Raw genomic sequence first — 13,370 nt, forward strand, 5'->3', positions numbered from 1 at the left:
GCGCCCTACCCCGCCGAACGTTCCGACACGCCGGCCTGCGCGAAGGTCGCCATGTCGCGGTGGCAGGCGAGCGCCCCCTTGAGCAGGCCGATGGCGAGGGCGGCGCCGGAGCCTTCACCCAGCCGCATGCCCAGCGCCAGGAGCGGCACGAGGCCGAGGCGTTCGAGCACGTCGGCGTGTGCCCCCTCGGCCGAAACGTGGCCAGCGAGGCAATGGTCGAGGAGCGATGGATCGAGGGCGTGCAGCACCGCGGCGGCGGCGGTGGCGACGTAGCCGTCGAGGACAACCGGCACCCGCTGCAGGCGCGCGGCGAGGATGGCGCCGGCCATGGCGGCGATCTCCCGGCCGCCGAGGCGGGCGAGAACCTCCAGGGGATCGTCGAGGTGGCCGGCATGGTGGGCGAGCGCCGCCTCGACGGCGGCGACCTTACGGGCGAGACCTGGATCGTCGACGCCCGTGCCGCGCCCGACCCAGTGGGCCGGCGCGCCGCCGTAGAGGGCGGCGTAGATCGCCGCCGCGATGGTGGTGTTGCCGATGCCCATCTCGCCGACCGCCAAGCAATCCGTGCCGGCGGCCACCGCCTCCATGCCGAACGCCATGGTGGCGACGCACGCCTTCTCGTCGAAGGCCGGGCCGGTGGTGATGTCGCCCGTGGGCAGGTCGATGGCGAGATCGAACACCTTAAAGCCGAGGCCGTAGGCGGCGCAGATCTGGTTGATCGCCCCGCCCCCGGCGGCGAAGTTCTCGAGCATCTGCCGGTTCACCTCCGCCGGATAGGCCGAGACACCGCGCGCGGCGACGCCGTGGCTGCCGGCGAAGACGCAGACCAGGGGCCGGTCGAGGCTCGGCTGGCCCTTGCCCTGCCAGGCGGCGAGCCAAGCCACGAGATGTTCGAGGCGCCCGAGGGAGCCGGCGGGCTTGGTCAGAGTGGCGTCGCGCTCGGCCACCATGGCGACGGCGTCCCGGTCCGGCCCGGGCAGGGTCGCGACGAGGTCACGGATATCGTCGAACGGAGTCCGGCCGGCGGGAGGCTCTTGGGTCTCGGGAGGCTCTTGGGTCATGGGGCGCGAATCCGGTGGCGGATGCGGCGCCGGGATGGCGGGCCGCCTGTCGCCGGAGCTATAACGTCGGTGCGAAGTGCGGTGAAGGCGGGGCGTGTGGCAATGGACTTCGAGCGTCCGGGCGAGCCGCCCTTTCCCGGTGCGAGCCTCGTCCATGACTGGGCCGCCTGCCTGCGGTTCTATTCGCGGCTGCCAGTGCCGCGCCTGCCCGGCGAGGGCGACCCGCACGCCGCACCGGATTTCATCCGCGTGCCCCGGATGCTGCCGCTGGCCGGCCTCGTCCTCGCCCTGCCGGGCGCCCTCGTGCTGCTGGCGGCCTGGGGCCTCGGCCTCGGGCCGTTCCTCGCCGCGACCCTGGCGGTGGCGACCGGGGCGCTGATCACCGGCGCCCTCCACGAGGACGGTCTCGCCGACGTCGCCGACGGGTTCGGCGGCGGCACCACCCGCGAGCGGTGCCTGGAGATCATGCGCGACAGCCGCATCGGGGCCTATGGCGGCGTCGCCCTCGTCCTGGCCCTGGCCCTGCGCATCGGGGCGCTGGCCACCCTCCTCGACCGGACAGGCAGCGTCGCCGCGCCGGCCCTCATCCTGGCGGCGATCCTGTCGCGGACCGCCGCCCTCGTGCCGATGGTGACGCTCGCGCCCGCCCGCCGCGACGGGGCCGCCGCCGCCGTGGGGCGGCCGGGGCGGCCCGCCCTGACAGTGGCCGCTTCCCTCGCCGGCGGCCTCGCCCTCCTCGGCGCGCTCCTCGGCCTGCCCTGGCGCGGCCTCGTCGCGATGATCCTCCTTGCCGCCCTCGGTGCCCTGGCCGTCACGGCCCTCGCCCGGCGCCGGATCGGCGGCCAGACCGGCGACGTGATCGGCGCCTGCCAGCAGGTGGCCGAGATCGCCGCCCTGCTCGGCCTCGTGGCGGTGGTGCCGGCCTGATCGCGACATCGCTTAGGCTTGATCCCATGGCTCGGCCGCTGGCATGAACGCCCGGATGATCCAGCCGGCAGCGAAACCCTCGAGTCCCTGCAACAAGACGTGCATCCTCGATGCGGCCTCGGGCCTGTGCGAGGGCTGCGGGCGCACGCGCAACGAGATCGCCCTGTGGGGCTCGATGACGGAGCCGCAGCGCCGCGCCGTGATGGCGGGGTTGAACGAGCGCCTGCGCCGGGCCTTTCCGAACCGGGTCGCACCATGAACGTCCTCGGGCTGGCGCTGGCCGCCCTCGGCCTCGTGCTCGCTCTGCTCGTGCTCTCGCACGACGATCGCACCATCGCCGGCCTGGAGCCGGACCAGCTCGCGGGCCTTGCCATGAGCGGCACCCTGCTCGCCGTCGTCGTTGCGGGGTTCTGGCACCAGTTCCGGGGCAACCTCGGCGCCAACGTGCGCGCGGCCCTGATCTGGGGCGCCCTCGGCCTCGCCCTCGTGGCCGGCTATGCCTATCGCGACGAGGCCCGGACCATCGGGGCGCGCCTGATGGGCGCCGTGCGGCCCGGCAGCGCCGTGGTCGGCAGCGATGGCAGCGTGACCATTACGCGCCGGGCGGACGGCGACTTCTTCGTCCGCGCCGAGGTCAACGGTCAGCCCCACGGCTTCCAGCTCGACACGGGAGCGAGTTCCGTGGTGCTCACCGCCGAGACGGCGGCGGCCTTGGGCCTTCGCCCGGCGGACTCGGAGTTCGGGGTGCGGGTCTCCACGGCCAACGGCACGACGGTGGCGGCCCCGGCCTTCCTCGATTCGATCCGCGTCGGCGCCATCGTGGAGCGTCGGGTTCCGGCCCTGATCAGCCGGCCCGGCGCCCTGCGCGACAACCTGCTGGGCATGAGCTTCCTCGACCGTCTCTCCGGCTTCGAGGTGCGCGGCGACCGGCTGATCCTTCGTGGCCCCTAGGGCGAAAATTCCATCCGCTTGGTGATACGGGGGCGCGCTTTCGTCCCTGGCAGCGTCGAAACTCTGGCGACGGTCCTTTCGAAGGACCCGGAAAACTCCCGATCACGGTCGGGTCTCGGCCTGTGCACGACAGCGCGGCGGGAAGTTCTGTGAAAGACACCAGCACATCACCCGGAGCGGCGGGCGATGTGCTCGCTGGGCAACAGATCGACATATTCACGTGACGTTTACGCCAATGCCGCGAGGGGCTCGAGTCACGAAAACAAATGTTTCGTTGGGCTCACAAAGTCTTGTCACCCCCCGGCCGGTCTTTTTTAGAAATTATATAAACTATTGAACGGCTTGCCTGATTTTGACCGAGCTGCTTCCTGAGCCCATCGAGATTAAACGATGATGCGATGATCCAGCGCCATGGGAGGGGGCATGCAGCCGACATTGATCGAGACGCTGCATCGGAGCGAGGGCGTCAAGCTTAGACGCTTCCTCCTGCGTCTGCTCGGAAGCGCCGATGCCGCCGCCGATGCCCATCAGGAAACCTATCTGCGGATGCTCGGCGCCCTCTCCCGAACCAATGTCGACCACCCCTCCGCATTCCTGTTCCAGATCGCCAACAACGTGGCGCTGCGAATGCGGAACAGGAGACGCCTTGAGGGAACGCTGTTCCAACCCGTGACCGACCTCGACCTGGCGGAGATCGTGGACGGATATGCCCTGCCGGAACGCCAGGTGATCGCGCGCCAGGAACTCAGGCGGCTTGCCGCCGCCATCGACACGCTGCCGCCCCGGTGCCGAGAGGTCTTCCTGCTCGTCCGCTTCGAGAATCTGTCGAACGGCGAGGCCGCCATCCGTCTGGGCATCAGCCGCAACATGGTCGAGAAGCACCTCATCAAGGCGCTGCTGCAAATTCGCCGCCACCTCAGCGAACTGAACTAAGAACGACTTACAGGCCCCCCGATGACTGGTGTTTCTGACTCTGAGAACGACAGCATCATGGGAGATTCCCGGGTGACACGAAGCAGAATCCTGTTGGCAGGCCGACGCTTCACTCTGCCGAGAGTCCTGGTCCGTCGCCGGTTTTGCGGAACCCGCTGAGGTTTTTCGAGACCCGCCGGGTCCGGACGTCAGGATTTTTTCAGCTCATGGATCTGAGGGTGTAGGAGCAGGGGCTGGGCCAGCCATGCTTGATGAAGCCCGGATGGAGCAAGAGGCGTGGCCAGCGGCGACAACATCCATACGCCGGAGGCTGAGGGCGAGGACCCGGTCTACGAGGTGGCCGCCGGCTGGGTCGCGCGCCTCTCCTCGCCCGATGCGACGATCGCGGATCGAGACGCCTTCGAGGCGTGGCGCGCGGCCGATCCAGCCCATGCCGAGGCGTATGCCGAGATGGAGACCCTTTGGCGCAAGCTCGGCCACGTGCCCGATCGCCGGCACCGGCGCATGACGCCCGGAGGCCTCGCGGGTATCGCCGTCGCCTTCGTCCTCTGTGCCGCCCTGGCCTTTCAGCTCGGTCTCGTCGATCGCCTGCGGTCCGACATCTGGAGCGGCGTCGGCGACATCGCCCATGCGACCCTGGCCGATGGCAGCCGCATCGACCTCAACACCGATACCGCCATCGTTCTGCATTTCGGCGAGGCGGAGCGCGGGATCGAGCTTCTGCGCGGGGAGGCGTTCTTCGACGTCGTCCCCGATCCGCGCCGTCCGTTCGTCGTGCGCGGAGCCGGTTTGAGCGTTCGTGCCGTTGGGACGCGCTTCTTCGTCAGAGCCGACGATACGCAGAGCCCTGCAGGCGTCGTCGAAGGCAGCGTCGACGTGGCGGCCTTGGGACGGCCCGTTCGGGTCTCGGCGGGCGAGGCGCTCCACCGGACGGGTGCCACTCTGTCCGTCGCACCGGCGGACGTGGATCGGGCGACGGCCTGGCGGATGGGACGCCTCGTCTTCTCCGGCGAGCGCCTGTCCACGGTCCTGACGGAACTCGACCGCTACCGCCGCGGGAGCATCATCCTCCTGGACGCCGCGGCAGGCGAACGGCGCGTCACCGGGTCGTTCGACCCCCATGACACGGACGAGGCCCTCGATGCCATCGCGTCGAGCATGGGCGTGGGCATCACCCGCCTGTCGCCCTTCCTCGTCCTCGTCGGATCGCCGCTCCGAAGGTCCTGAAGAAAGTTCACCCGAGGACGTCAGGAGATCGCGGCCCCGTTGATCTCAATCGGTGAGGGTGACCGCGCGCGATGCAGGTCGACCTCCCGTGAGCGAAAGATGGGCAGGACGTGACATGACGGCGCGTGGGTTCGCATATGAACGGATGGCCGGATCGGTCCTTGCCGGTGTGTCGATGCTGGTCATGGCCCCGGTCGCCGTGCAGGCGCGTGACTCGCAGGGTCAGCCGACCCGCGGCAGCCGGACGGTCGAGGAGCGGACGGCGAACATCCTGGCCCTGGACGCATCGGCCCCACGCGCGGGCGAGCGCGTCGCTCTGGCAATCCCGGACGGGCCCCTGGAGGCGGCCCTCGTCGCCTTCACCGAACAGGCCAACGTCAAGCTCGTCTACGCGACCGACCTCACGGCGCGGCTCAGGACGGCCGGCCTCACGGGGACGTTCGACCCCCTCGACGGTCTCGGCCAGCTCCTGGCGGGCACCGGCCTGACTTTCCGTGCGGCGGGGACCTCCACGATCACGCTGGTCAATCCGAGCTACGTCCAACTCGGCGGGGAGCCCGCCGCCGTGGCCCTCGAGGAACTTCACGTCGCCGGGCAGGGGCAGGGCGCGGGCGCCATTTCGGGCCTGCCGCCGCGCTCCGGCACCGTGGGGCAACCACCGGTTCCCTATGCGGGCGGGCAAGTCGGCACCGGCACCCGAGTCGGCCTGCTGGGCAACCGCTCCGTGCTGAAGACGCCCTTCAACGTCACCGGATACACCGAGACGCTGATCAAGGATCAGCAGGCGCGCTCCGTGGGCGAAGTCTTGCTGAACAATCCCTCCGTGCGCAGCGACGCTCCGCCCTTCAGCGAACGCGACTCGTACTTCATCCGCGGCTTCTCGGTGACCAACCTCGACACGGCCTTCGACGGCCTGTTCTACATCGCCAACCCGCGCCGGAGCTTCACCGAGGGGCTGGAGCGTGTCGAGGTGCTGCTGGGACCGACGGCGCTCCTCAGCGGCGGCACCGGCCGCGTCGGCGGCACCATCAATCTCGTGCCGAAGCGCGCCTACGACGAGCCGCTCACGCGGGTCACCACGAGCTACTTCAGCGATTCGCAGTTCGGGACGCATCTCGATGTCGGGCGCCGCTTCGGTACGTTCAAGGAATGGGGCGTGCGGTTCAACGGCGCCTACCGCAACGGCGACACGCCGCTGGACAAGAACGCCATCGAGGTCGGCGTCGCGGCGCTCGGGATCGACTACCGCAACGACCGGTTCCGGGCCTCTTTCGACTTCAACCACTCGACGCAGAACATCACCGCGCCGACCTCGCTGTTCAACGCGGTCGCGCCCGGCATTCCCGTGCCGCGCGCGCCGAACGCGCGCCGCAACACCGCGAACGCGTTCGAGTACAACGACAGCCGCTACAACATGGCCGCCGGCCGGGTCGAGTACGACATCCTGCCCGATACGACGCTCTACGCGGCCGGCGGCCTCAGCCGCTACAACGAGGACTTCCTGACCTCGAACTACCGCGTGACGCGCTCCACGGGGCTCGCCACGAACGCCCTGGCGATTCAGCCCCTCGAACTGCAGGGGTTCACCGGCGAAGTCGGCCTGCGTTCGGCCTTTCAGACCGGCTTCATCGGCCACCAGTTCACGGTGGGGGCGGTCCAGGCCGTCAACAAGAACTACTCGCGCGGTTTCGTCCCCTTCGCCCTGCCGAGCTACCAGACCAACATCTACAATCCCGTCGATCTGCCGTCCGGCTCCGTCGCCACGGCCCTGTTTCCCCGCTCCGATCGACAGCCCCTGTTCACGGAACTTTACGCCAGCAGCGTCGCGGTGGCCGACACCCTCTCGCTCGGCGACGACCGGTTCCTGCTGACCCTGGGCGGCCGCTTCCAGGACATCGACCTGAAGAGCTACGTCACCCGTCCGGGACCGACGCAGGGCAATCTCGCAACGAGCTATCAGCAGGGCCGGTTCAGCCCCGCCATCGCCCTCGTGGTCCGGCCGTTCGAGAACCTCTCCTTCTACGGGAACTACATCGAGTCCCTCGATGCGGGGCCGACGGCACCGGCGACGGCGGTCAATTCCAGCGAGGTCTTCGCTCCCGTGGTCAGCCGGCAGAAGGAGGTGGGGGCCAAATACGATTTCGGCACCGTGTCACTCACGACCTCCCTGTTCGAGATCGAGCAGCCGAGCGCCTTCACCGATCCGGCCACGAACCGGTTCGCCGTCAGCGGCCTGCAGCGCAACCGGGGCATCGAGTTCAACCTGTTCGGCGAGGTCGTTCCGGGCGTGCGGCTGCTCGGTGGCATCACGCTCATCGACGCCAAACTCGTCAACACGGTGGGCCGTCAATTCGACGGCAGGGCGGTGCCCGGCGTTCCGGACACGGCGTTCAACCTTTACGGCGAGGTCGACCTCCCGCCCTGGCTCGCGCCCGGCCTAACCCTGACCGGGCGAGCCATCTACACCAGCAGCATGTTCTACGATCAAGCCAACACCCAGTCGGTTCCGGACTGGACGCGCTTCGACGCGGGCCTGCGCTACACCTTCGAGGGTGCGAACGGGAAGCCCGTGGTCATGCGTGCAACGGTCCAGAACATCCTCGACGACTCGTACTGGGCTTCGGCCGCCCGTGGTTACCTCGCGGTCGGCGCGCCCCGTACGGTGATCCTCTCGGCGACCGTCGATTTCTGATTTGTCGCGCCGGACCGGCGATCAGGGCCACGAGAACCAGGGACGCACGCCATGACGGGGAATTTCCGCCGGTCCATGGCGTGGCTGCACACCTGGTCCGGCCTCGTCGTCGGTTGGGTGCTGTTCGCGATCTTCGTCACCGGCACCGCGAGCTATTACCGCTCCGATATCTCACGCTGGATGCGGCCGGAACTCCACCGCGAAAATCCACCGTCGGGGGCGGCGCTCGGTGCGGCCGCCGAACGGGCCGTCGCGTATCTCACGGTTCACGCGCCGAAGGCCCGGACTTGGTTCATCGGCATGCCCCAGCCCGACAAGCCGGTCCTCGACCTGTTCTGGCGCACCCGACCCGGCGAGCCGCCGGGCCATATCCACCTCGATCCCACGACGGGACGCGAGGCGACGGTTCGTGGTACCGAGGGGGGCGACTTCCTCTACCGGTTCCACTTCGAACTGCACATGGCGCCCCTGTGGGGGCGTTGGATCGTCGGCCTGTGCGCGATGATCATGCTGGTGGCGCTGGTCTCCGGTATCGTCACGCACCGGCGCATTCTCGCGGATCTGTTCACCTTCCGGCGGGACAAGGCGCTGCGCCGGAGCGTCCTCGACGCGCACAACGTCGGCGGCGTCCTCGCGCTGCCGTTCCACCTGATGATCACCTATACGGGGCTCGTCACCCTGGCGACGTTCTACATGCCCTGGGGGGTGACGGCCGCCTATCGCGGCAACGCCCAAACCTTCTTCGCCGACGCGGCCTGGATCACGACTCCACGCCCCCCGGCGAAGCGCGCCGCGGTCGCGGCACCGGTCGGCCCCCTGGTCGAGCGCGCGGTGGCGATGGTCGCCGAACCCCTCGAGCGCCTCACCCTCGTGAATCCAGGCGATGCGCACGCGACCGTCGTCGCGGTGTTCAAGGAGCCGCGAGGCCTGGCCCGTAGCCAGCCGCAGCTCGCCTTCGACGGCGTGAGCGGTGCGACCCTGGAGGCAAGGGGCCGCGACCTCGAGCCCGCCGCCCGGACCTTCACGGTCCTGACCGGCCTGCACGAGGCCCATTTTGCCAGCGACGCCCTGCGCCTGCTGTTCTTCCTCTGCGGAGTGATGGGAAGCGCCACCATCGCGACAGGCCTCATCCTGTGGTACCTCGCGCGCCTGACGCGAGCGGGTGCGCGCCCCTTCCTCGGCCTTCGCCTCGTCCAGGCGCTCAACATCGGGACCGTCGCGGGCCTGCCTGCGGCGGTGGCGGCCTACTTCCTCGCCAACCGGCTCTTGCCCACAGGCCTCGCGGACCGTGCCGAGTGGGAGAGCGGCGCTTTCTTCATCACCTGGGTCGCCGCGATCTTCCTGCCCCTTGTCCGCCCGCACCGGCGCGCCTGGGGCGAGGGGTTCGCCACCGTCGCGCTCCTCTACGGCGCCGTGGTGGCAGCCGATATCCTGACCCTGCCGCAGCACCCCCTGCGTCGCCTCGAGGGCGATCCGCTGTTCATGGGGTTCGACGCCGCGATGCTCGCGCTCGCGATCCTGTTCGCCTTCGCGGCCCGCAAGGTGGTTCGCTACGAAGCCCCCGCGCCGCGCCAGCGGACGACGGTGAGTGACCTGGTATAAGGCCCGATCGAACGTCCGCTCCGGAAGCAGAGGTCGAGGTCCGGCTGTCGACCCTCAGCAGCCATTTGCAGCGTCACGTGGATTGGGGTTTCGACCCTCTTCCGAGGGAAAGATGCCTTACGCCGCCTGATCGCGTTCGGCCTCGGCCCGCGCCACGAGGGCAACGGCCTCCCGCAGGGTTTCGACACCGGCTTGCGGGTCGAGGCCACGGGTCGAGAGGTGGCGGCGATAGGCCCGCGCGCCCGGACGGCCGTTGAACAGACCGAGCATGTGCCGGGTCACCCCGTGTAGGCGCACGCCCTCCTGCAGGAAATCGGCGAGGGCCGGCACGAACGCCTCCACGGCGGCGTAGGCGTCGGCCGCAGGCGCGGCCTCCCCGAACAGCACCGGATCGACGTCGAGGAGGATCGCCGGGTCGCTGTAGGCGGCCCGCCCGATCATCACGCCGTCGACCCGGTCGAGGTGCGCCTTGGCATCGGGAATCGTCGCGATGCCACCATTGATGGCGATGGGCAGGGCGGGATGCGCCTGCTTCAGCCGCGCCACGCGCGCGTAGTCGAGGGGCGGCACGTCGCGGTTCTCCTTCGGCGACAAGCCCTGGAGCCAGGCTTTTCGGGCATGGACCACGAGTCCGTCGACTCCGGCCGCGACGACGGCGTGCGTCAGCGCGTCGAGGGCGATCTCGGTGTCCTGATCGTCGACGCCGATGCGGCACTTCACCGTGACGGGCACGGCGACGGCCGCCTTCATGGCGGCGACGCAGTCGGCCACCACGGCGGGCTCGCGCATGAGGCAGGCACCGAAGCGCCCGTCCTGCACCCGGTCAGACGGACAACCGACATTGAGGTTGACCTCGTCGTAGCCGAAATCCTCGGCGATCCGCGCGGCCTGCGCGAGATCGCCCGGATTCGAACCGCCGAGCTGCACCGCCACGGGGTGCTCGGCCGGCGCGAAGGCAAGCAGCCGGTCGCGCGGGCCGTGGAGCACGGCGCCGGTGGTGACCATCTCGGTGTAGAGCCGGGCGCGCCGCGACAGGGTGCGGTGGAACGCCCGGCAGTACCGGTCGGTCCAGTCCATCATCGGGGCAATGGAGAAGCGCAGATCGTCGGGGGTCATCGCACCGCCATAACGCTCGGGCGCGACGGCTTCAACGCGACCAACCCTCAGTGGTCGTGCTTGCAGTCCGGCCCATGGACATGGCCGTGATCCTTAGGGGCATGATCGTGGCCGTGGGAATGCCCATGGTCATGCGTGTGTTCGTGGGCATGACTGTGCGAATGTGCATGGTCCGCATGGTCATGCGCATGACCGTGATCGTGCGCATGGGCGTGCCCGTGATCATGCCCGCACTGGCTGTGGTCGTGGGCCTCGCGCTCCGGCTTGAAGGCGCGGGTCACGGGGGTGGCGGTGCAGCCCTGGCCGCGTACGAGTTCGGCGGCCGAGGCCGGGACGTAGAGCACGTCGGCGGCGATCTCGGCCGGGACGTGGCTGCCGCCGAGCTGCCAGGCGAGGCGCAGGAGGCGGGCCGGGTTGGTGGCGCGCACCTCCAGCAGGGATTCGGTGGCCGCTTCCACGAGGACGAGACGTCCGTCCTCGAGGCGCAGGGCGTCGCCGTCCTCGAGAGCCGCCGCCTTGGCGAGCGCCGGGGTGAAGCCGAGGCCGTCCCGACCGGTGAGGGTCGCCGGCAGGGCCTGCCGGGCGGCATGGTCGAGGGTGACGCGATCGGCGACGGCGTCCGCGCGGACGGCGGCCTTACGGATCAGGGTGGTGGCGCGCAGCATGGGAACCTCGGGTCGAAGGGGCTCGGTGATCCCCTCCCCTACCGGGTTTCGGCGGCGAACGGAAAGCCGGTGAAAACGCGGCCCCGTCTTCGTACGGCGGGAACCTTAGCCGTACCGCGTGCATTCCTTGAGTGGAATAGCTAAGCTCGAACCTCGATTCAGACCGGCTCAAGACCGGACGCCGCCTCGCATACGGGAGTCTCGCATCATGAAGAAGCTCATCGCCGCCACCCTCGCCGGAGCCCTCGCCCTGTCGCTCGGCGCCTGCAACACCCCTGAGGATCGTGCCCTCGGCGGCGCCGGCCTCGGCGCCCTCGCGGGTGCGGCCATCGGTGGCGCGGCCACCGGCCGGGCCGGCGGCGCCCTGGCGGGTGCGGCCATCGGCGGCGCCGGCGGCGCCATCGCGGGTGCGGCCACCGCTCCGCGTTGCCCCTACGGCACCTACCGCGACGCCTACGGCGACGTGTACTGCCGCTGAGTTTTTGCATGGGATACCGTGCCTTCCGGGCGCGGTGGACCACGGTGTTCGGGAAGGGTCGGGGCCTACGCTCCGGCCCTTCCTTCGTTCGTGTGTCTTCCCTCGCATCGCGAACCCCCTCCGGTATAAGAGCGCCTCACGACCCCTCTCCTGTCGGCCACCCGATGTCCCCGCCCCCCGTCCCTGCCCCGCCGCGCCCCGTCGCGAGGTCCGCCCCGAGATCCCCCCGATGAGCACCGGGATCTGGGGCAAACTCGGGGGCGCGGGCCTCGGCCTCGCCGTTGGCGGGCCCATCGGCGGCCTCGTGGGTGGAGTCGCGGGCCATTTTCTCGTCGATCGCGAAGGCGCTTTGTTCGGGGCCACGCCCCGCGACGTGGTGTTCACCACCGGCCTCGTGGCGCTTGCCGCCAAGATGGCGAAATCCGACGGCGTGGTGACGCCCTCAGAGGTCGAGGCGTTCGCGCAAGTGGTCCAGGTGGGCGAGCGCGAACGCGCCGGCGTCCAGCGCCTGTTCGATCTCGCCAAGGGCACGTCCAACGGCTTCGAAGCCTATGCGCGCCAGCTCGCCAACACGTTCCACGACGAGCCCAGCCTGCTCGAGGATGTCCTCGACGGCCTCTTCCACATCGCCAAGGCCGATGGGGCGATCCACGAGGCCGAGGAGCGCTATCTGCGCGCCGTCGCCGAGACCTTCGGGTTCGACGAGCCGGCGTTCCGGCGCATCGCGGCCCGGCACGTCAGCCTGTCGGACGATCCCTACGCGGTGCTCGGCCTCGACCATGACATCGACGACACCGCCCTCAAGGCGGCCCACCGCGCCCTGGTGATCGAGAACCATCCCGACCGGGCCATGGCGCGTGGCCTTCCTCCCGAGGCGGTAACCATCGCCACCCGGCGTCTGGCCGCCATCAACGCGGCCTACGACCGGATCACCGCCGAGCGGAGCCTGCGATGAAGCCGAATCCCGAGAGCCCGCTGGCCACCTCCGTCCATCCCTCGCCCAACCACGGCGAGCGGCGCAGCTTCCCCGTCGATCTGCTCATCCTGCATTACACCGGCATGGAGAGCGCGGCCGCAGCACTGCAGCGCCTCGCCAACCCCGTGGCGGAAGTCTCGGCCCATTACGTAGTGCTGGAGGATGGCCGCGTGGTCCAGATGGTGCCCGAGGGCCGCCGGGCTTGGCACGCGGGCCAGGGATCCTGGGCGGGGGTGAGTGACATCAACTCCCGGTCGCTCGGCATCGAGATTGTCAACGGCGGCCATGCCGGCGGCTTACCGGCCTATCCGGAGGCGCAGGTCGCGGCCGTGATCGATCTCTGCCGCGACCTCACGGAGCGCTGGAGCATCCCCGCCCACCGGGTCCTGGCCCATTCCGACATCGCGCCCGAGCGCAAGGAAGACCCCGGCGAGCATTTTCCGTGGGATCGCCTCGCGCGGGCCGGCATCGGACACTGGGTGGCCCCGACACCGATCCGCGACGGGCGCTTCTTTTCGGAGGGCGATGCCGGCCAACCCATCGAAGCGCTTCAGGCGATGATCGCCCTGTATGGCTACGACCTGCCGGTGACCGGCACCTTCGATATGCGCACGAAGGCCGCGGTCACGGCCTTCCAGCGTCACTTCCGCCCCGTCCGCGTGGACGGAGTCGCGGATGCGTCCACGATCACGACCCTGCGCGATCTCCTCGCCGCCCTGCCGGGCCGGGGCTGAGGTCTCCG

General features: G+C 69.8%; 13 protein-coding genes. 10 read left to right on the plus strand and 3 right to left on the minus strand.

The features are described 5' to 3' along the window. Nucleotides 1-5: 5 nt before the first annotated feature. Complete coding sequence (gene cobT, locus MFF01_RS17840) at nucleotides 6-1,061, minus strand: nicotinate-nucleotide--dimethylbenzimidazole phosphoribosyltransferase (protein WP_238227473.1); 1,056 nt, start codon at nucleotides 1,059-1,061, stop codon at nucleotides 6-8. A 102-nt stretch (nucleotides 1,062-1,163) separates the two neighbouring features. Between cobT and cobS the strand changes: the two genes are divergently transcribed. The 7 genes from cobS to MFF01_RS17875 all read left to right on the plus strand — a co-directional run bounded on the left by cobS (nucleotide 1,164) and on the right by MFF01_RS17875 (nucleotide 9,393). Next, complete coding sequence (gene cobS / locus MFF01_RS17845; protein ID WP_238227474.1) at nucleotides 1,164-1,988, plus strand: adenosylcobinamide-GDP ribazoletransferase; 825 nt, start codon at nucleotides 1,164-1,166, stop codon at nucleotides 1,986-1,988. 55 nt (nucleotides 1,989-2,043) lie between these two features. Then, the gene (locus tag MFF01_RS17850; protein ID WP_238227476.1) at nucleotides 2,044-2,247 is read left to right on the plus strand and encodes a DUF1289 domain-containing protein; all 204 of its coding nucleotides are present in this window, start codon (nucleotides 2,044-2,046) and stop codon (nucleotides 2,245-2,247) included. Continuing rightward, nucleotides 2,244-2,939: a retropepsin-like aspartic protease family protein gene (locus tag MFF01_RS17855; RefSeq protein ID WP_238227478.1), complete on the plus strand. Its 696-nt coding sequence runs from the start codon at nucleotides 2,244-2,246 to the stop codon at nucleotides 2,937-2,939. The genes MFF01_RS17850 and MFF01_RS17855 overlap by 4 nt, the downstream gene beginning before the upstream one ends. A gap of 423 nt (nucleotides 2,940-3,362) precedes the next feature. Beyond that, nucleotides 3,363-3,872, plus strand: a complete 510-nt coding sequence (locus MFF01_RS17860; protein ID WP_238227479.1) for an RNA polymerase sigma factor — start codon at nucleotides 3,363-3,365, stop codon at nucleotides 3,870-3,872. Nucleotides 3,873-4,148: 276 nt separating this feature from the next. Beyond that, entirely contained in the window at nucleotides 4,149-5,099 is a 951-nt protein-coding gene (locus MFF01_RS17865; protein WP_238227482.1) for a FecR family protein, read from the plus strand. 184 nt (nucleotides 5,100-5,283) lie between these two features. After that, nucleotides 5,284-7,791, plus strand: a complete 2,508-nt coding sequence (locus tag MFF01_RS17870) for a TonB-dependent siderophore receptor (RefSeq protein WP_373319802.1) — start codon at nucleotides 5,284-5,286, stop codon at nucleotides 7,789-7,791. 51 nt (nucleotides 7,792-7,842) lie between these two features. Then, nucleotides 7,843-9,393 (plus strand): PepSY-associated TM helix domain-containing protein, encoded by a 1,551-nt coding sequence (locus tag MFF01_RS17875; protein WP_238227485.1) that lies wholly within the window; start codon nucleotides 7,843-7,845, stop codon nucleotides 9,391-9,393. Between the two features lie 117 nt (nucleotides 9,394-9,510). On the opposite strand, the gene dusA is transcribed toward MFF01_RS17875, so the two are convergent. Together dusA and MFF01_RS17885 are read right to left on the minus strand one after the other, a co-directional pair. After that, the gene (dusA, locus tag MFF01_RS17880) at nucleotides 9,511-10,509 is read right to left on the minus strand and encodes a tRNA dihydrouridine(20/20a) synthase DusA (protein ID WP_283207205.1); all 999 of its coding nucleotides are present in this window, start codon (nucleotides 10,507-10,509) and stop codon (nucleotides 9,511-9,513) included. 47 nt (nucleotides 10,510-10,556) lie between these two features. Continuing rightward, entirely contained in the window at nucleotides 10,557-11,174 is a 618-nt protein-coding gene (locus tag MFF01_RS17885; protein ID WP_238227486.1) for an urease accessory protein UreE, read from the minus strand. A 208-nt stretch (nucleotides 11,175-11,382) separates the two neighbouring features. Here MFF01_RS17885 and MFF01_RS17890 point away from each other — a divergent pair, with 208 nt between their 5' ends. The 3 genes from MFF01_RS17890 (at nucleotide 11,383) to MFF01_RS17900 (ending at nucleotide 13,362) form a co-directional block, all read left to right on the plus strand. Then, nucleotides 11,383-11,652, plus strand: a complete 270-nt coding sequence (locus MFF01_RS17890) for a YMGG-like glycine zipper-containing protein (RefSeq protein WP_091970256.1) — start codon at nucleotides 11,383-11,385, stop codon at nucleotides 11,650-11,652. 229 nt (nucleotides 11,653-11,881) lie between these two features. Continuing rightward, complete coding sequence (locus MFF01_RS17895) at nucleotides 11,882-12,607, plus strand: TerB family tellurite resistance protein (protein WP_238227487.1); 726 nt, start codon at nucleotides 11,882-11,884, stop codon at nucleotides 12,605-12,607. Beyond that, nucleotides 12,604-13,362, plus strand: a complete 759-nt coding sequence (locus MFF01_RS17900) for an N-acetylmuramoyl-L-alanine amidase (protein WP_238227488.1) — start codon at nucleotides 12,604-12,606, stop codon at nucleotides 13,360-13,362. The genes MFF01_RS17895 and MFF01_RS17900 overlap by 4 nt, the downstream gene beginning before the upstream one ends. The last annotated feature ends 8 nt before the right edge of the window (nucleotides 13,363-13,370 follow it).

The organism is Methylobacterium adhaesivum (assembly GCF_022179065.1).
GTDB classification, from domain to species: Bacteria; Pseudomonadota; Alphaproteobacteria; order Rhizobiales; family Beijerinckiaceae; genus Methylobacterium; species Methylobacterium adhaesivum.